Raw genomic sequence first — 16,705 nt, forward strand, 5'->3', positions numbered from 1 at the left:
CAGGAAATCGCGTTGTCCACAGGTCCCGGCGGCGCAGTCGCTACGACTGCCCGGTGAACGGCGGCACGAACTCGCACGGCACCGTGACCGGGTGTGCCGGGTCCAGCGCGTTCAGTGCCAGGTACGCCGCCCGGCGGGATCCCGCGATCGCGAGGTGGTCGCTGTAGTCCTGTGCGCAGCTGTCCTGAACCACGATGTTGTCCACCGACTCGCCCCGGCGGCCGGGGACGAAGCCCGCGGTGTACGGCACCAGCAACTCGTCGTACCTGGTCATGATGTTGGTGTAGTGCACACCCTTCACATACGGGCTTCCGCCGCGCCAGATCTTCTTGTTCATCGACGATCCGCGAAGCATGCCGCCACATCCGATGCACATCGGCATCGGGACGTCGCCGAGCAACCGACCGAGCTGATTCATGGACGGACTCACCGACCCGGTCCCCTTCCACAGGGGCGCGAGGGAGACGTAGTTGGTCACCTTGTCGGCGCCGCCGAGGTACTTGACGTAGTACTCCGGCATGTAGGTTCCCTGCGAGTGGCCGATGATGTCCACGGTCTTCGCGCCGGTGGCCGCCAGCACGCGTGCGACGAATTTCTGCAATTGCCCCGCGCTGACCTCGATCCGGTCCATGCCGCCCACCGCGGTCAGCGGCCACGGCATGCCCGGCAAGGCGCCGTAAGTCAGTGCGAAGACGCAGTATCCGCGGTTCTTGAGCATGGGGACATAGGCTCCCCAGTTGGTGGTGCGTGCTCCGCCGGTACCGTGCACCAGGACCACTGGGCGCGGATGTGCGGCAGTCGGCTTGCAGCGGAAGTCGTTGGATCCGGGCAACGAACCGCCCGGGTGCTGTAGCTCGTAGGGGATTCCGCCGAAGAAGTTGTAGTTCTCGGGCTGGGCGGGGGCGGCTTGAGCAGGTGCCGCCACCAGGGCCGTGGCACCGATCAGCACCGCGCAGATCGCGAGGACGAGACGTCCGAAGGGCTTCATGAGGGTCCAAACTCTAGACGACACGCACCCGCCTCCGGGGTGCACTGGTCTCTGAAGCTACCGCGACGCCCACACCGTGGTGAGACAATCGAGGATGTTCGTCTCGCTTGGGTGGAGTTCGGGTTAAAGGCCAAAATGTGTGTACAGATACGCTGGTTTCCGGTGTCTGACCTCGACTGACAGTGCGCCGGACATGCTTTGAAAGCATGTTCGGTGTCAGGTTCTCGGAATTCCCCCTCATGTGGTGTATGCGGCCGCAAGCTCGTCAAGAACGGAACCACCAGCGCCGGCCGCACCCGCTGGCGCTGCAAAGACTGCGGCGCCTCCAGCACCCAGAAACGCCCCGACATCACCCGCAAAGCCGAACTCACCGCGTTCCTCACCTGGCTCCTGCACGGCCGACAACCCGACCACATCAGCGCCCGCACGTTCCGCCGATCACGCTCCTGGTGCTGGAACATCGAAGTCCCACCACCTGCACCCCCGACTGAGCCGGCCCAGGTATTGATGCTCGATGGCACCTACTTCCAATCCTGGTGCCTGCTGATCGCCTTCGACGGCACCCACGTCGTCGACTGGCAATGGTGCGACCGCGAGAAGAAGATCGCCTGGCAGCAAATCCTGCAACGCCAACCCGCCCCGCACGTCGCGGTCATCGACGGTGGCCGCGGCCTGCTCGCCGCGATCGCTGACGATTGGCCCACCACTCGAGTCCAGCGCTGCTACTTCCACATCTTCCAGACCGTGCGCCGCCACCACACCTTCAAACCCCGACTCGATGCTGCCCGTGAAATTGTCACTCTGACAACCGCTTTGATGAACATCCGCAATTCCGAGCAGGCCGTGCTCTGTGAATCGCCCCGGGTTTCGTGGAGGCTCGGTTAGTTGGATCCGACCTCGGTGAGGACCGGATTCTGACGGTAGTGCTTCGTGGGTTGTGATGCCCAGTGGTTGGCCTCGAATTCAGCTGGCGGGACGAGCCCGATCTCGCCGTGAAGCCGTCGGTGGTTGAACCAGTCGACGTATTCAGCGACCGCGATCTCGATGTCACCGACGTTCTTCCAGCCGCCCTTGGGCCGCATGACGGGGTTGCGGATGCACTCAGCCTTGAACAGCGAGTTGAGCGCCTCGGCCATGGCGTTGTCGTAGCTGTCGCCCTTCGACCCGACGGATGCGACGGCGTTGGCCTCGGCGAGCCGCTCGGTGTAGCGAATCGCTCGATACTGGACTCCTCTGTCGCTGTGGTGGATAAGGCCAGTGAGGTCCTGGTCGGCGCGCTGCCGGGCCCACAGCCCCATGTCGAGGGCGTCCAAAGCGAGGTCAGTGCGAAGCGAGGTCGACACCTGCCAGCCGACGATCATCCGGCTGAACACATCTAGGACGAACCCGACGTAGGCCCACCCGGCGTGTGTTCTGACGTAGGTCAGATCGGCCACCCACAGCTGGTTCGGTGCAGTGGCGACGAACTTCCTGTCGACGAGGTCTTCCGGACGTTCGGTCTCGGCGTCGGCGCCGATGGTGGTCTTGCGGGTCTTCTCCCGACCGATGCCACGTAGGCCCTCATCCTTCATCAGTCGCTCGACGGTGCACCTGGCGACCTTGAGGCCCTCGCGGTTGAGCTCGGCGTGAATCTTGCGGGCGCCATAGACGCCGAGGTTGGCCTTGTGAGCATGCCGGATATCGATGACCAGCTCAGCGTCTCGTACCGCACGTGCCGAGGGTGGCCGCTTCTTAGCGGCGTAGTAGGTGCTCGGGGCGATCTGCACGCCGGCGTCCTTCACCACAGCGCAGATCGGCTCGACCCCGAACCGGTCGCGGTGCTGATCGATATAGTCGACCAGCACCGCGGTGGGTACCTCTACTTGATCTTGCGGTCGAGCTCCGCTGCCGCGAAAAACGCCGCAGATGTCTTCAATATCTCGTTCGCCCGACGCAGTTCGCGGACCTCGCGCTCGAGCTCGGCCAGCCGCTGCGCGTCGTCGGTCGTGGTACCCGGCCGAACACCGCCGTCGATCTCGGCCTGACGGACCCAATTCCGAAGCGCTTCGGGATGAACCCCGAGCTGATCGGCGACCCGCTTGATCGCCCCACGAGCGGACTCGGGGTCCTTCCTGGCGTCCATCGCCATCCGCGTCGCCCGCTGCTGGAGCTCAACGCTGTACTTCCCCGGTCCTGCCATGACTCTCATCATCCTTCCCAGGATTGAGAGCCTCCATCAGACCCGGGGCGATTCACTGGCTTCAGGCCTACAACGACTGGGAAATCAAGCACGACCGATTCCTCCGGCACCGGACCTACGCCCGCCCGCACGCTGTGCGCCCGAAGGGCGTCGCCGAGACCAGCACCTGGTGGTACACCCACCGCGACCTACGCAAGACCCGAGGACTGTTCCGGCGGCTGATCTCAGAAGAGCACCTGTTCACCTGGATCGACCCCCGCCTGACCGATGAAGAGCACCCCCTGCCGCGGACCACCTCACCGCTCGAAGGCGGCCCCAACAAAGGTCTCAAAGACCTGTTCCGCGCTCACCGAGGACTTCTGACCGAGCACGCCCGCCGAGCCGCCGAATGGAAGCTCAACAGCCTCACCGCCCACCCACACGATCCGTGGAGCCTGGTCCGCGAAGAGCACCACAACCCACCACCGCAGCGACCGAAGGAAACGCCCGTCGAGGACGAGCAGATCGGGCCCGCCGCCTACGACACAGGCTTCAACTGGGAAGACGGCAACGGCATCCAACACGGATGGGGAGGCCGAAACCGGTAAACCACCCGACGCCACGCCCGAACCGTACACACATTCTGGCCTTTAACCCTGGAGTTCGAACGGAAGATCCGACCGCAGAAATGGGACGACCCCGGCCAGGGGGGAGGAGGCCGGGGTCATCAGCGTTTCAGCCCCGGGGGGTCGGGCTGAAAGCTACCGGCGTGAACCGGATAACTACAAGCTACACGCGTAGACGCGAACATTGCAATACCAACTATCTGGTTCCAGTGTTTTCTACGTCACACTTCCCGGCGCCCTTCCCCGGGCGTCGGATTCCACCTAGGATTCGGCCTGTGACCTCGACGTCATCGGATCGGATCGCCGCATTCTTCGACCTCGACAAGACGGTGATCGCCCGATCCAGCGCCCTCGCATTCACCCGCCCCTTCTTCGACGGCGGGCTGCTCACCCGTCGCGCAATGCTGAGGTCGGCGGTTGCGCAGCTGCAATTCCTGCTCGCCTCCACCGGCGACGATCAGGTGGAGCGGCTCCGCAAGCATGTGACCGACATGTGCACCGGCTGGGACGCCGGCCTGGTTCGCGAGATCGTCTCCGAGACACTCGAGGAGGTGGTCCGGCCGGCGATCTTCAGCGAGGCCGCAGCCCTGATCGAACAACACAGACGCGCAGGCCACGAGATCGTGCTCATCTCCGCCTCCGGAATCGAGATGGTGGAACCGATCGGCCGCCTCCTCGGTGCCGATGTGGTCCGGGCGAGCATCATGCGCGTGGTCGACGGTCGATACTCGGGAGAACTCGAGTTCTACTGCTTCGGCGAGGCCAAGGCGATCGCCATGCGGTCACTCGCCGACGAACGCGGCTACCGCCTGGACGAGTGTTACGCGTACTCCGATTCGAGCACCGATCTGCCGATGCTGACCGCGGTCGGCCACCCCGCCGTGGTGAATCCAGACAGGGCGCTCCGTCGCCACGCGACCGAGAACGGTTGGGAGATATTCGATTTCCCGAATCCGCTACCCGCATCGCCGTGGTCGTCCAAGGCCACAGTGACGCGTACGGCGCTGTGCGCCACGGGGATTGGCGCCGCCGCCGCGGCAGCGATCGTCTATCAGCTTCGGCACTCGAAAAACGCCAGGTCAGAGGCCGCGTGAAGATTTTTCACGAAGGGCTTGATGTGATGGGAATCACCATGTACAAATGACTTACGGAGCCCCGGACGGCCCAGCTTCTCCCGGAAGAGAAGGGCAGAAGCCCCCGGACCGGCAAGCTCCCAGCACGGGCGGCAAGCACCCACGCGGAGCGCGCCGCATTGGCACAAGTGTTGTGCGCCTGCGACATTGCGGGCATCATTCGCGAAATCTCTTTTGGGCCGACAACCCGACGTTCGATTCACGACGAGATGCCAGCAGTCCCTCGCCGAGGCGGATACCACAACCCACATATGCACGCCTGGTCACTTGGGCCCGTGCTTGCGGGCGGCCGCACCGATCGGAGATCCGATCGGTGGGCCGCCCGCAAATATGTGTGCGGCTCCTACTCTTGACGGCGATCCGTCGGTGACGCCGCCGATCAGCCGCGGGCCGCGTCGGCGATCGCCCTGGCCTCTGCGCCGCCTGCCTCCATCGCCTCGCAGCACAGAACGATCCACGCACCGATCGCCTCCGGATCGCCGGTAGCGAAGCGTGCGGACAGTTCCCGGTACTCACCGAGACGCTTGAGCCAGGTCACCTCCGGCACGCCGAGCAGATGCGGGTCGAGCCCGGTCATCGCCGAGACCAGTCGCGACGCGGCGCGCGCGACCACTCCGTTCGCCTCGGTGAAGGGTGCCAACGCCAACAGTTCCCCGTGCACCACGGCGGCCAGCACCGGAGCCGGCGCCGACGTGCCCCCGGTGATCAACTGCCCGAGCAGGTCGAGACGCTGTGCGATATGCGGCTCGGGGCGGGGACGGCCGAGCAGCTCCGGATCGTCGAGCAGGTCGGCGGCGGCGAGTGTGTGCAGGCGGGCCAGCGACTGGGCGGGCGCGCGCCGGAACACCGCGACTGCCTGATCGATCGCATCGCTGTCGAGCGACTGGGCCACCCGGACCGCTCCGGCGGCGATCGGGTCACCGAGATCCGACCGCGAGATGTCCGTGGTGCCGCCGTCGATCGCTGCCGACGACCGCCCGGCCCGCCACGAGGCCTCGCGGGAGGTCTTGTCCCACTGCCGCAGGTTGATCGGATGACGATGTGCCGCGCTGACCGCGTCGCGGGCCCGGTCGGACGCCTCGCGAACGCCGGGCAGGTCGAGCAGCGGCGACAACGGATCTGAACTCACGCGTTCAACAGTAGCGGCACCTGCGCGAGCGCCGCCGACCGCTGACGACCGACCGCTCATCGCTCGCAACCCGCATGCAACCGTCCCGCCGTCACACTGTCAGACGGTAGTGATTACCTTCACAATGGAAGTCTCTTCGCCCTGCAGACCCGTTCCGGTCTCACCGTGTGGCCGGAGTCGATGAACGAACAGAGGAAAGGCAAACGACGATGTCTTCGAGCGCAAATCAGGTCTACCCGCCGTCTCCCGAATTCGCTGCCGACGCGAATGCGACGGCCCAGCTGTACGACCGCGCCGAGGCCGATCCGCTCGAGTTCTGGGCGCAGCAGGCACGCCGCCTCGACTGGGACACTCCATTCGGCGAGGTCCTGGACTGGTCCAACGCCCCGTTCGCCAAGTGGTTCGTCGGCGGCAGGCTGAACGTCGCCTACAACTGCGTCGACCGTCATGTCGCCGCGGGCAAGGGTGATCGCGTCGCCATCCACTGGGTCGGCGAGCCCGGGGACTCGCGCGACATCACCTACAGCCAGCTCAAGGACGAGGTCTCACGCGCCGCGAACTATCTGGCGTCCATCGGGCTGCAGGCAGGCGACCGCGTCGCCATCTACATGCCGATGGTTCCCGAGGCCGTCGTCTCGATGCTCGCCTGCGCCCGGCTCGGCCTGACCCACTCGGTGGTCTTCGCGGGCTTCTCCGCCACCGCCCTCCGGTCGCGAGTAGACGATGCCGAGGCCAAGGTCGTCATCACCACCGACGGCCAGTACCGACGCGGCAAGCCGGCACCGCTCAAGGAAGCCGTCGACGAGGCCCTCGGCACCGGCGACGACGCCGCGAAGTCGGTCGAGAAGGTGCTGGTGGTGCGGCGCACCAACCACGACCCGAACCTGAACTGGGTGGAGGGCCGCGACGTCTGGTGGGACGACACGGTCGGCGAGTCGTCACCCCATCACGAGCCCGAGGCCTTCGACGCCGAGCACCCCCTCTTCCTGCTCTACACCTCCGGCACCACCGGCAAGCCCAAGGGCATCGTCCACTCGTCGGGCGGCTACCTCACGCAGGCCAATTACACCTTCCACAACGTCTTCGACCACAAGGAGGGCCGCGACGTCTTCTGGTGCGGCGCCGACATCGGCTGGGTCACCGGACACACCTACCTCGTCTACGGACCGCTCTCCAACGGCGCCACCGAGGTGATCTACGAGGGCACGCCGAACACTCCCAACGAGCACCGGCACTTCCAGGTGATCGAGAAGTACGGCGTGACGATCTATTACATCGCGCCGACTCTCATCCGCACTTTCATGAAGTGGGGACGCGAGATCCCCGATGCGCACGACCTCTCGTCGCTGCGCCTCCTCGGCAGCGTCGGCGAGCCGATCAACCCCGAGGCCTGGCGCTGGTATCACGAGGTCATCGGGGGCAGCCGCTGCCCGATCGTCGACACCTGGTGGCAGACCGAGACCGGCGGCATCATGATCTCCCCGCTCCCCGGCGTCACCGCGACCAAGCCGGGATCGGCCATGCGCCCCCTGCCCGGAATCAGCGCCAATGTGGTGGACGACAACGGCAATCCGGTGCCCGACGGCGAGCAGGGCTACCTCGTTCTCGACCGTCCGTGGCCGGGGATGCTGCGCGGCATCTGGGGCGACGACGAGCGGTTCAAGGAGACCTACTGGTCGCGCTTCGCCGAGCAGGGCTGGTACTTCGCCGGCGACGGCGCGCGGTACGACGAAGACCACGCACTGTGGGTCCTGGGCCGAGTGGACGACGTCATGAACGTGTCGGGGCACCGCATCTCCACGTCCGAAGTGGAATCGGCGCTGGTGGCGCACTCGGCCGTGGCCGAGGCCGCCGTCATCGGCGCCGCGGACGAGACCACCGGTCAGGGCATCGTCGCATTCGTCATCCTCATGGAGGGCGCCGACGCCTCCGGCGATTCGCTGATCGCCGAACTCCGCGAACAGGTGTCGGTCGACATCTCGCCGATCGCGAAGCCCCGGGAGATCAACATCGTCCCGGAGCTTCCCAAGACGCGGTCGGGCAAGATCATGCGGCGCCTGCTCAAGGACGTCGCCGAGGGCCGCGAGTTGGGCGACACCTCCACCCTCGTCGATCCGTCCGTATTCGAAGCCATCCGGTCGCGCAAGAGCTGATCGCCGGACCGTCCGCATCGACACCGCCGACCTGCCCGGGTCGGCGGTGTCGTTTCGCGGTACGACCCGACATGGCAACATGAGACCGACCAACGATCTTCAAGGGAGTATTCGTGAGCGGAAATTCCGACACCTGGCCGAGTGAACCGAGCAACGCTCCCCGCGTTCCGTCGATCCCCATGTCGGACGCGAACCTCGGACCGAGCGGCGAACCGACGATCGGCAATCTGGTCAAGGACGCCGCCGCGAGCGCCTCCACCCTGTTCCGCGCCGAGATCGCGCTGGCCAAGTCCGAGCTGGTCCGCGAGGCCAAGAAGGCCGGCGCCGGCGGTGGACTGATGATCGTGGCGGCCGTGCTGCTGCTGTACGCGAGCCTGTTCTTCTTCGTGTTCCTCGGCTTCCTGCTCGACATCTGGCTGCCGACCTGGGCTGCGTTCGGCATCGTCTTCCTGGTGCTCCTGGTGGTCTCGATCGCCCTGATAGTCGCTGGGTACGTGTTCCTGAAACGGCTTCGAGCGCCGGAGAAGACGATCGAATCGGTCAACGAGCTGGCGACCGTGATCCCCGGTCACCACGAGTCGACCGGCGGTATGGCGCACCCGCAGATCCCGCCTGCGCGCGACCCGATGCGCAACTGATCCATCACCGCCAGATTGACGAGCACTCCTCCGGACCCGACCCTGGTCCGCTTCGATGGACCGTGGCGGCACTTCGACGTCCGCGCCAACGGTCTGCGCTTTCATGCCGTGGAGACGCAGCGGTTCGTGGCCGACCGTCCGTTGGTGCTGCTGCTGCACGGCTTCGGCGAAGTCTGGTGGTCGTGGCGACACCAGCTCGAAGCACTGACCGAGGCCGGCTACCGCGCCGTCGCCGTCGACCTGCGCGGCTACGGCGACTCCGACAAGCCACCCCGCGGATACGACGGGTGGACGCTGGCCGGCGACACCAACGCACTCGTGCGCGCACTCGGCCACACGAGCGCCACGCTGGTGGGTCACGCCGACGGCGGACTCGTCTGCTGGGCCACGGCCACACTGCATCCCGCGGTCGTCGAACGGGTGGCGGTGCTGTCGTCGCCACATCCGCGCGCGCTCAAGCGCGGCGTTCTCTTCAACTCCGAGGAGCGGTCGGCGTTTCTCCCGCTGTTCCTGCACAACCAGCTGCCTCGCCTGGGCGAGCGTCGCCTCACCCGGGCGGACGGAGCCTTCATCGAGGAGTACTTCCGGGAACGCTCCGGACCGGCTTGGCAGCAGAGCCCCGACTTCGCCGAGACGATCGCCCGCAACCGGCTCGCCATTCAGATCCCCGGCGTGGCCCACTGCAGCCTGGAGTACCGGCGGTGGGCGTTCCGATCGCAGTTCCGCAACGACGGCCGGCGTTTCATGGATCTCATGGACAAGCGGCTGCCGATCCCCATCCTCGCCGTGCGCGGCCACGACGACGAGTACATCCTCGACTCGGTGATGGTCCAGAGCCGCCACTGGGCAGCCGACATGGACTACCGGATCATTCCCGACACCGGGCACTTCGCACACCAGGAAGCACCCGAGGAGTTCAACGCGCTGCTGCTGCAGCTCCTCGGCCGGTGACGAACGCCGCCGCTCGAGAGTCCGATCGATCCCGGATCAGCCCGAGACGCATTGCTGCGTCGCCGCTTCGGAATCGCTCTGCTCCGAAGCCGCGAGATCGCGCTGAACCTGTTCCGCGGTGAGGACGAAGCCGGTGTCCTCTGTAGGGTCCTCTGCGGCGCCGAAGACCACGCCGAGGACTTTGCCGTCGGTGGAGATCATCGGACCGCCGGAGTTGCCCGAACGGATGTTGCCGCGCACCGTGTACACCTGGCGCTGCACCTGGCGCGGGCTCTGATAGATGTCCGGCCCGTTGAGCTCCACCACATTCCGCACGCGCAGCGGCGTGACCGTGAAGGGCCCGTTCTCAGGGTAGCCGAGAGCGATGGCGTCGTCGCCCGTCTGCGCCTGCCCGGAGGCGAACTCGAGGGCCGGCGCGCGCAGTCCCGGCACGTCCAGGACCGCGACGTCGTTGCGCGGGTTGAACCAGACGACGGTGGCCTCGTAATCGCCGCCCGCCGACGTCTGAACGCTCACGGTGTCGGTACCCGCCACGACGTGCGCGTTGGTCATCACGCGCTCGGGCGAGACCACGAATCCACTGCCCTCCAGCGCCTGACCGCAACTGCGGGCCACACCGCTGATCTTGACGACGCTCCGCTTCGCCGAGCGCACCGTGGGCTGGTCGACCAGAGCCGCGTCGGGCGGACCGACGTTCGCCACGCGCGTCTGCCCGAACGGCCCGATCACCTCCTTGAGCCCGGAACTGTCGACCAGACCGGTGAACTCGTCGGGCAGGTCGCGCACCCACTGCGGGGCCACCTTGTCGACCGTCTGAATCACCTTCGAGCCGTCGATCGCCGACGAGAGACGGAATTGGTCCGTACTCCGCAGAGGGAAGGCGAGCAGCCACGCAGCGATCACGATGGCGATCACCTGCAGCACCGAACCGATCCAGCTGTCCACGCGCCGCAGTCCCGGGGAGTGGATACTGCTGCGCACCGCACCGCCGAGGACCATGCCCGCGACTTCGCCGATGATGACGAACACGACGATCAGCACCACGCCGATCAACAGCCTCAGCCGGGCGTCGTCGAAGCGTTCGATGACGACGGGAGCCAGCAGAATTCCCGCGACCGCACCCAGGACCACGCCGAAGAAGGCCAGTGCGGACGCTGCCGCACCCTGGCGGTATCCGCTCAGCGCCGCCAGCAGGGCGACGACGAGGATCACCAGGTCGACCCACACCGATCCGCTCATCGATCTCCGTTCACGTCGGCGGCGAGGCCGCCGTCCCGGGGGTCGGAGAACCCCGACACCTGCCGACCGCCGGTCTCGGCGATCATCTGCTCCAGTGGGCGCACGTCGTCGGTGTCCCACGGGACGTCCCAGCCCGCGGCTTCGCTGATCGCCGCCAGCAGTCCACCGGTGAATCCCCAGACCAGCATGCCGTCGTAGAGAAACGCCGGGCCCTTGTACACGGTGGTTCCCACGAGCGACCGGCTCACCTGGAAGCGGTTCTCCGGTGCCAGGAGTTCGCGCAGGTTCACCCTGGTTACCCTCGCCGTCTCACCGTGGTCGACGGCGTACACGTGGCTGGGGCGTTCCCAGTGTGCGAGCACCGGGTGCACTTCGAAACCGGTCGGCACCGGGAAGGCGGGCAGATTCGCCAGCACTTTGACGCCGTCGTCGGTGAGTCCGGTCTCCTCCCGCGCCTCTCGCAGCGCGGTGCCGACGGGATAGTCGTCGCCGGGATCGCGGCTGCCGCCCGGAAAGGCGATCTGTCCGCTGTGCGTCCGCAGGGTGGCGGCGCGCTCGGTGAGCAGCACGTCCGCGTCGGCGGGCAGTCCTCCGGCCGCCAGCGGGTCGGCGGCGAACGACCCGGCGAAGAGCACCAGAACGGCCGCGGCACGGTGTCCGCGCAGGCCCGCGACGAGCCGTGCCCGACCGCCGCCTCGGCTGAGCACCTTCTCGTTGACGACCTCGGGGTCGTCGGTCACCGGGCGCAGCCACGGCGGGATCTGGTCCCGGGACACGAGCGGCCCCACCGGAACTCCGCTCACTGCGCTCCCCCTACGTCGACACCCAGCTTCTCACGGACCACCTGTGCGAGCTGCGCCTCCGAATCGAACACTCGCGGCAGCACATCGGCCACGGTGCCGTCCGACCGGATCAGAACGGTCGACGGGAACACCCGGGGCGCCCCGATCGCCTTGGCGACCGCACCGTTCGGATCGGTGACCACCGGAAGATGCACCCCGACCTCCTGCAGGAATTTCAGGACGAAGTACGGTTTGTCGCCGCCCTGGCTTGCGTGAACGGCGAGCACGTTCAGGCTCTCGCCCGCGTCCGTGGAGAACTGGTCGAAGATCGGCAGCTCACGACGGCAGGGCAGACACCACACCGCCCACATGTTGATGACCAGAGGCTTTCCCGCCGTGGTCACGCCGAGGTCCACGGGTGCGCCGGTGGCCATGCACGGAACCGTGACACCGGCCAGGACGGAATGCGGGCCGGCCGGCCCCGTGCCGTCGGGACAGGGCTGCAGTGCGGCCGCCGCGCGCTCCTTGCTCAGCTCGTCCTCGGACACCTGCTGATCGGTCACACCAGAGGTGGAGGTCGCCGCCGTCGTCCCGCCGCCGTCCGCGGTGTCATCGGGCCCGCCACGGGGCCAGAGCGCCACGATCAGCGCGACCGCGACGATGACGAACGCCAGCGTGGCCCGGGCCGCGGGCTCCTTCAGGATCTTCACTGAGCCGCTCCCGACTGCTCGACTCCGGCCAAGGCGAGCAGATGCTCGGTCTCCGGCCCCTTCACCAGTGCCGCCGCCACGCCCTTGTCAGTGGGCCCCTCACCGTAGGAGGGACAGTCCTTGGCGAGCACGCAGACACCGCACGCCGGTTTGCGGGCATGGCAGACGCGCCGACCGTGGAAGATGATGCGATGCGACAGGTCGGTCCAGTCGCGCTTCTCGAACAGCGCGCCCACCGCGTGCTCCACCTTCACCGGGTCGGTCTCCCGAGTCCAGTCCCAGCGCCGGACCAGCCGGCCGAAATGCGTGTCGACGGTGATCCCCGGCACGCCGAAGGCGTTGCCCAGGACGACGTTGGCCGTCTTGCGCCCGAAGCCGGGAAGGCTCACCAGATCCTTGAGATTCGCCGGCACCTCGCCACCGAACCGTGAGACCAGCGCCTGCCCCAGGCCGATGATCGAATTGGCCTTGTTCCGATAGAAGCCGGTGGACCGAATCATCTCCTCCAACTCGGTCCGGTCGGCCTCGGCATATGCGCGCGCGTCCGGGTACCTGGCGAAGAGCGCGGGCGTCACCTGGTTCACGCGCACGTCGGTGCACTGTGCCGACAGGATCGTCGCGACCGACAGTTCCAGCGGCGTTGTGAAATCCAGTTCGCAGTAGACGTGCGGGAAGGCCGCCTCCAGCGCTCGGTTCATCCGCCGCGCCCGCCGGACCAGGCCCAGCCTGGTCTCCTCCTTGCGTCTACTCACAACAGACCAGGTTAGCCGCCGTGCCCCCGGCCGCGCGGTCGGCTGACCTCGCCGGCCCGGGTAACCGCAGGTCACAACTCGGTGACGAGAGCCGTCTGGGTTTGCGGCACCCCCACGGCCCCGGTGTTTACTGTTCCTCATGCAAGGACTGGCCGGACTTCTCTTCCCCGCTGTGCTGATGCTCTTCGCACTCGCGATGGAGAGGGTGCAGGCGGGACTCGACCGACTGTCAGTGGGCCCGGCCCACGTCGAGGAGTTCCTGGAAGCCGCGGATGAGACCGACGTGAGCAACCTCGCGAAAGACGGGCTGCCCGCCGCACTCGACGAGCTCCGGAGCCGGCGCAGCAAGCCGATCGCGGAAACAGACGAACCGGAATCCAGTCGCGCGTCCTGAAGTCCGGTGAGCGTGCAGGCGGCCCGAGCCGCAGGTACGACGCGCGCTAGTTGCCTACTAATGCGAACAGTGATCAATCCAACATCTATGATCTTTCACGTAGTCTTTATCACTGGACGCGGCAAAAGCATTTGAGAGAGGTTCTTTAGGTGGAAGAAGTACTAGCACGGGCCGGCATTTTCCAGGGTGTCGAACCCACCGCCGTCGCAGCTCTCGCGAAGGAACTTCAGCCGGTCGAGTTTCCGCGCGGTCATGTCATCTTCCACGAGGGCGAACCCGGCGACCGTCTTTACATCATCCTGTCCGGCAAGGTGAAGCTCGGCCGCCGCTCGCCGGACGGTCGCGAGAACCTGCTGACCATCATGGGTCCGTCGGACATGTTCGGTGAGCTGTCGATCTTCGACCCCGGCCCCCGCACCTCGTCGGCGACCACCGTCACCGAGGTCCGCGCGGTCACCATGGACCGCGACGCGCTGCGCAAGTGGATCAAGGACCGTCCGGAGATCGCCGAGCAGTTGCTCCGCGTGCTGGCACGTCGCCTGCGCCGCACCAACAACAACCTCGCCGACCTGATCTTCACCGACGTCCCGGGTCGCGTCGCCAAGCAGCTCTTGCAGTTGGCGCAGCGCTTCGGCACGCAGGAGGGCGGCGCACTGCGCGTCACGCACGACCTCACGCAGGAAGAGATCGCCCAGCTCGTCGGCGCCTCGCGCGAGACCGTCAACAAGGCGCTCGCCGACTTCGCACAGCGCGGATGGCTGCGACTCGAGGGCAAGAGTGTCCTGATCGCGGACTCCGAGCGCCTCGCGCGCCGCGCACGCTGAGCAAGCGCAACAATCAGTACCGACAAACAGGTCCGAGGGCATTTCGCCCTCGGACCTGTTTGTCAGTCCTGATCTCCGCCGCACGCGCTCACAGCGTGCGGAGATACTCCAATTGAGTCTTCACCGACATCTTCGCGGCCGGCCAGAGCTTCTGATCGACGTCGGAGTAGACCTTCCGGACCACCTTCATCGGCTTGGCCTTCTCCGGTGAGACACCGAGTTCGTCGAGCGCGGCGACGATCTGCGCGAGACGTTCCTCGCGATGCGACTTGTAGTAGCGCGCAATGGGTTCCAGCTCCGGATGGTCGGGGCCGTGTCCGGGCAGCACGACCGCGTCGGAGGCCTCCACCAGCAGCCGATTGAGCGAGTTGAAGTAGTCCTTCAGCGAACCGTCCGACGGATCGAGCACGGTGGTGCCGAAACCGAGAATGGTGTCGGCGGTCAGGATCGCACGCTGCCCCTCCCACTCGACGAGGAAGCTCGTGGAGTCGGCCGTATGTCCCGGGGTGTGCATCACCGTGATGGTCACACCCGCCGCCTCGATGACTTCACGGTCCCGCAACCGCGGGGCGCCCACCGAGTACTCGTCCGAGTAGGCCCGCTGCGGTGCGCCCACGAGTTTGCGCATCCTCTTGCATGCACCGACGTGATCGTGATGGCGATGGCTGATGAGGACGAGTTCGACCTCCCCGGCCGCGGCCGCGACGGCCCGCACGTGTTTGCCGTGCTTGGTCGGTCCCGGATCCACGACCACCGCGGTCGACGAACCCGGCGCTCGCAGGATCCAGGTGTTCGTGCCGTCGAGTTCGAACGAGCCGGGATTGTGACACAGCAGCACAGAGGCGAACGGCGTCACCTCACGCACTACGCCGTATGCGGGATGGACCGGCTTGTCGTCGGCGGAAGCGTCGGCATGAAGGGGCATTCACCGAGCCTACCGAGCGACCGCCGCGTCACCACACCACCGGTGCCAGGAACTTCGTGGCGTAGGCCCGGACGGTCTCGACGTCCGCGATGTCCAGACGCGAGGTCCGGATCTGCGTGAGCGACAGCGCGACGCGTACGAAATGCTCCGACACCAGCAGAAGATCGTCGTCGGGCATGGTCGCGCCCGCACGACGCAGCGTGCCCGCGACCGCGGCGCCGGAGGCTTCCAGGAACTCTCCGGCGGTACGGGAGGTCTGGCTCACCAGAACGTCGGCGACGTCCGGCTCGTCGAGCAGCAGTCGGCGCACGAGCGGATCCTCGTCGACGATCCGCGTGCATTCGACGAAGGCCTCGACCACCGCCTCGCGCGGCGGCAGGCCGCGGACGGCCGCGGCGAGATGCCGCATGGTCGCGAGTGCGATCGCCTCGCCGACCTTCGCGAGCAATGCGTCCTTGTTCGGGAAACGCCGGTACAGCGTGCTGCGCGAGACGCCCGCGGCGCGCGCCACGGCGTCCATGCCGGCCCGCCGCACTCCGACCTCCGCGAACTCGCGGCGCGCCGCCGCCAGGATCACCGCTTCCTGTTCCTCGGGACGCACGCTGGTCCGCAGCCTCCGGGCACCGCTCCCCGGTCGGGTCATTTCACCTGGACGACGATTTCCACCTCGACGGGCACGCCCAGGGGGAGTTCGGCGACCCCGACGGCCGACCGCGCGTGGACGCCGGCCTCGCCGAAGATCTCACCCAGCAGGTCCGACGCTCCATTGATCACGCCGGGCTGACCGGTGAATCCGGGTGCCGAGGCGACGAATCCGACCACCTTGACCACCCGGACGATCGAGTCGATGCCGACTTCGGCGTGCACGGCCGCGAGCGCGTTGAGCGCGCAGAGCCGAGCCGCCGCGTTCGCCTGTTCCGGCGTGACGATACCTTCCGCGCCCTCGGACACCTTCCCCGTGACGCTCACCTGACCGTCGGCCACCGGGATCTGTCCCGAGGTGTACACGAGATCGCCGACGCGGAGTGCGGGGGTGTAACTGCCGACCGGTGCGACCACCGTCGGAAGATCGATTCCGAGTTCCGCCAAGCGCTTCGACCACTGCCCGCTCATCGGTCAGGCCTTCGGACGCTTGAGGTATGCGACGTGCTGTTCTCCGGTGGGACCGGGCAGAACGCTCACCAGTTCCCAGCCGTCCGAGCCCCACTGGTCGAGGATCTGCTTGGTCGCATGCGTGAGCAGCGGAACGGTGACGTATTCCCAGGCGGTGACTTCACTCATGGTGCCAACCTTAACGGTTAAC

17 protein-coding genes, 2 pseudogenes and 1 other annotated feature are annotated in these 16,705 nt (G+C 66.8%); of the genes and pseudogenes, 8 read left to right on the forward strand and 11 right to left on the reverse strand.

The features are described from left to right. Nucleotides 1-40 precede the first annotated feature (40 nt). On the reverse strand, nucleotides 41-988 hold the full coding sequence (locus ACK8HH_RS16680) for an esterase/lipase family protein (RefSeq protein ID WP_062366396.1): 948 nt from the start codon (nucleotides 986-988) through the stop codon (nucleotides 41-43). A gap of 213 nt (nucleotides 989-1,201) precedes the next feature. On the opposite strand from ACK8HH_RS16680, the pseudogene ACK8HH_RS16685 reads away from it, so the two are divergent. Next, nucleotides 1,202-1,837: pseudogene (locus ACK8HH_RS16685) on the forward strand (IS256 family transposase); the annotation flags it as partial. A 32-nt stretch (nucleotides 1,838-1,869) separates the two neighbouring features. On the opposite strand, the gene ACK8HH_RS16690 reads toward ACK8HH_RS16685, so the two are convergent. Further along, a protein-coding gene (locus tag ACK8HH_RS16690; protein ID WP_412475370.1) for an IS3 family transposase occupies nucleotides 1,870-3,167 on the reverse strand; the annotation gives its coding sequence in 2 pieces (ribosomal slippage) (nucleotides 1,870-2,876 and nucleotides 2,876-3,167; 1,299 coding nt in all). Beyond that, nucleotides 2,740-2,889, reverse strand: a sequence feature (AL1L pseudoknot). (Overlaps the previous gene by 150 nt.) Before the next feature lie 47 nt (nucleotides 3,168-3,214). Here ACK8HH_RS16690 and ACK8HH_RS16695 point away from each other — a divergent pair. Both ACK8HH_RS16695 and ACK8HH_RS16700 read left to right on the forward strand, forming a co-directional pair. Further along, nucleotides 3,215-3,754 (forward strand): annotated as a pseudogene (locus tag ACK8HH_RS16695) (IS256 family transposase); the annotation flags it as partial. A 293-nt stretch (nucleotides 3,755-4,047) separates the two neighbouring features. Further along, nucleotides 4,048-4,866, forward strand: coding sequence for an HAD family hydrolase (locus tag ACK8HH_RS16700; RefSeq protein WP_045537290.1), 819 nt, complete (start codon nucleotides 4,048-4,050; stop codon nucleotides 4,864-4,866). Nucleotides 4,867-5,284: 418 nt separating this feature from the next. Here ACK8HH_RS16700 and ACK8HH_RS16705 read toward each other — a convergent pair whose 3' ends face one another. Continuing rightward, the gene (locus ACK8HH_RS16705; RefSeq protein WP_045537288.1) at nucleotides 5,285-6,034 is read right to left on the reverse strand and encodes a hypothetical protein; all 750 of its coding nucleotides are present in this window, start codon (nucleotides 6,032-6,034) and stop codon (nucleotides 5,285-5,287) included. 209 nt (nucleotides 6,035-6,243) lie between these two features. Between ACK8HH_RS16705 and acs the strand changes: the two genes are divergently transcribed. From acs to ACK8HH_RS16720, 3 genes are all read left to right on the forward strand, one after another. Further along, on the forward strand, nucleotides 6,244-8,187 hold the full coding sequence (gene acs, locus ACK8HH_RS16710) for an acetate--CoA ligase (RefSeq protein ID WP_006897359.1): 1,944 nt from the start codon (nucleotides 6,244-6,246) through the stop codon (nucleotides 8,185-8,187). 113 nt (nucleotides 8,188-8,300) lie between these two features. Beyond that, a complete protein-coding gene (locus tag ACK8HH_RS16715) occupies nucleotides 8,301-8,825 on the forward strand; it encodes a phage holin family protein (RefSeq protein ID WP_006897360.1) in 525 nt (174 codons plus the stop codon). 15 nt (nucleotides 8,826-8,840) lie between these two features. Then, complete coding sequence (locus ACK8HH_RS16720; protein ID WP_278125332.1) at nucleotides 8,841-9,776, forward strand: alpha/beta fold hydrolase; 936 nt, start codon at nucleotides 8,841-8,843, stop codon at nucleotides 9,774-9,776. 36 nt (nucleotides 9,777-9,812) lie between these two features. Here ACK8HH_RS16720 and ACK8HH_RS16725 read toward each other — a convergent pair whose 3' ends face one another. Genes ACK8HH_RS16725 through nth form a run of 4 tightly spaced genes read right to left on the reverse strand, consistent with a single transcriptional unit; the run spans nucleotide 9,813 to nucleotide 13,205 of the window. Beyond that, nucleotides 9,813-11,015 carry a MarP family serine protease gene (locus ACK8HH_RS16725; RefSeq protein WP_346074875.1) on the reverse strand — a complete coding sequence of 401 codons (1,203 nt, stop codon included), beginning with the start codon at nucleotides 11,013-11,015 and terminating at the stop codon, nucleotides 9,813-9,815. After that, on the reverse strand, nucleotides 11,012-11,818 hold the full coding sequence (locus tag ACK8HH_RS16730; RefSeq protein ID WP_039867779.1) for an NUDIX hydrolase: 807 nt from the start codon (nucleotides 11,816-11,818) through the stop codon (nucleotides 11,012-11,014). The genes ACK8HH_RS16725 and ACK8HH_RS16730 overlap by 4 nt, the downstream gene beginning before the upstream one ends. Then, the gene (locus tag ACK8HH_RS16735; RefSeq protein ID WP_278125334.1) at nucleotides 11,815-12,507 is read right to left on the reverse strand and encodes a TlpA family protein disulfide reductase; all 693 of its coding nucleotides are present in this window, start codon (nucleotides 12,505-12,507) and stop codon (nucleotides 11,815-11,817) included. Before ACK8HH_RS16735 ends, ACK8HH_RS16730 begins: the two co-directional genes overlap by 4 nt. After that, the gene (nth, locus tag ACK8HH_RS16740) at nucleotides 12,504-13,205 is read right to left on the reverse strand and encodes an endonuclease III (RefSeq protein ID WP_278127465.1); all 702 of its coding nucleotides are present in this window, start codon (nucleotides 13,203-13,205) and stop codon (nucleotides 12,504-12,506) included. Before nth ends, ACK8HH_RS16735 begins: the two co-directional genes overlap by 4 nt. 193 nt (nucleotides 13,206-13,398) lie before the next feature. Here nth and ACK8HH_RS16745 point away from each other — a divergent pair, with 193 nt between their 5' ends. Both ACK8HH_RS16745 and ACK8HH_RS16750 read left to right on the forward strand, forming a co-directional pair. Beyond that, nucleotides 13,399-13,653 (forward strand): hypothetical protein, encoded by a 255-nt coding sequence (locus tag ACK8HH_RS16745; protein ID WP_006897366.1) that lies wholly within the window; start codon nucleotides 13,399-13,401, stop codon nucleotides 13,651-13,653. 149 nt (nucleotides 13,654-13,802) lie between these two features. Continuing rightward, nucleotides 13,803-14,477 carry a Crp/Fnr family transcriptional regulator gene (locus tag ACK8HH_RS16750; RefSeq protein WP_006897367.1) on the forward strand — a complete coding sequence of 225 codons (675 nt, stop codon included), beginning with the start codon at nucleotides 13,803-13,805 and terminating at the stop codon, nucleotides 14,475-14,477. An 88-nt stretch (nucleotides 14,478-14,565) separates the two neighbouring features. Here the strand turns inward: ACK8HH_RS16750 and ACK8HH_RS16755 are convergent, their stop codons facing one another. From ACK8HH_RS16755 to ACK8HH_RS16770, 4 genes are read right to left on the reverse strand one after another with little or no spacing between them, the layout of a single operon-like run. Beyond that, nucleotides 14,566-15,402: an MBL fold metallo-hydrolase gene (locus ACK8HH_RS16755; RefSeq protein WP_222110851.1), complete on the reverse strand. Its 837-nt coding sequence runs from the start codon at nucleotides 15,400-15,402 to the stop codon at nucleotides 14,566-14,568. Between the two features lie 28 nt (nucleotides 15,403-15,430). Then, the gene (locus ACK8HH_RS16760) at nucleotides 15,431-16,045 is read right to left on the reverse strand and encodes a TetR/AcrR family transcriptional regulator (RefSeq protein ID WP_006897369.1); all 615 of its coding nucleotides are present in this window, start codon (nucleotides 16,043-16,045) and stop codon (nucleotides 15,431-15,433) included. After that, nucleotides 16,042-16,515: a RidA family protein gene (locus ACK8HH_RS16765; protein WP_346074870.1), complete on the reverse strand. Its 474-nt coding sequence runs from the start codon at nucleotides 16,513-16,515 to the stop codon at nucleotides 16,042-16,044. The genes ACK8HH_RS16760 and ACK8HH_RS16765 overlap by 4 nt, the downstream gene beginning before the upstream one ends. Before the next feature lie 3 nt (nucleotides 16,516-16,518). Beyond that, the gene (locus ACK8HH_RS16770) at nucleotides 16,519-16,683 is read right to left on the reverse strand and encodes a DUF4177 domain-containing protein (protein ID WP_006897371.1); all 165 of its coding nucleotides are present in this window, start codon (nucleotides 16,681-16,683) and stop codon (nucleotides 16,519-16,521) included. Between the last annotated feature and the right edge of the window lie 22 nt (nucleotides 16,684-16,705).

Source organism: Gordonia sp. LUNF6 (assembly GCF_047041125.1).
Lineage (GTDB): Bacteria > Actinomycetota > Actinomycetes > Mycobacteriales > Mycobacteriaceae > Gordonia > Gordonia sihwensis.

What these genes read in the sequence shown, in the direction of transcription:
- ACK8HH_RS16680 (WP_062366396.1), bottom strand. Translation starts at nt 988, where the DNA reads ATGAAGCCCTTCGGACGTCTCGTCCTCGCGATCTGCGCGGTGCTGATC.
- acs (WP_006897359.1), top strand. Translation starts at nt 6,244, where the DNA reads ATGTCTTCGAGCGCAAATCAGGTCTACCCGCCGTCTCCCGAATTCGCT.
- ACK8HH_RS16725 (WP_346074875.1), bottom strand. Translation starts at nt 11,015, where the DNA reads ATGAGCGGATCGGTGTGGGTCGACCTGGTGATCCTCGTCGTCGCCCTG.
- nth (WP_278127465.1), bottom strand. Translation starts at nt 13,205, where the DNA reads ATGAACCGAGCGCTGGAGGCGGCCTTCCCGCACGTCTACTGCGAACTG.
- ACK8HH_RS16745 (WP_006897366.1), top strand. Translation starts at nt 13,399, where the DNA reads ATGCAAGGACTGGCCGGACTTCTCTTCCCCGCTGTGCTGATGCTCTTC.
- ACK8HH_RS16755 (WP_222110851.1), bottom strand. Translation starts at nt 15,402, where the DNA reads ATGCCCCTTCATGCCGACGCTTCCGCCGACGACAAGCCGGTCCATCCC.
- ACK8HH_RS16760 (WP_006897369.1), bottom strand. Translation starts at nt 16,045, where the DNA reads ATGACCCGACCGGGGAGCGGTGCCCGGAGGCTGCGGACCAGCGTGCGT.
- ACK8HH_RS16765 (WP_346074870.1), bottom strand. Translation starts at nt 16,515, where the DNA reads ATGAGCGGGCAGTGGTCGAAGCGCTTGGCGGAACTCGGAATCGATCTT.
- ACK8HH_RS16770 (WP_006897371.1), bottom strand. Translation starts at nt 16,683, where the DNA reads ATGAGTGAAGTCACCGCCTGGGAATACGTCACCGTTCCGCTGCTCACG.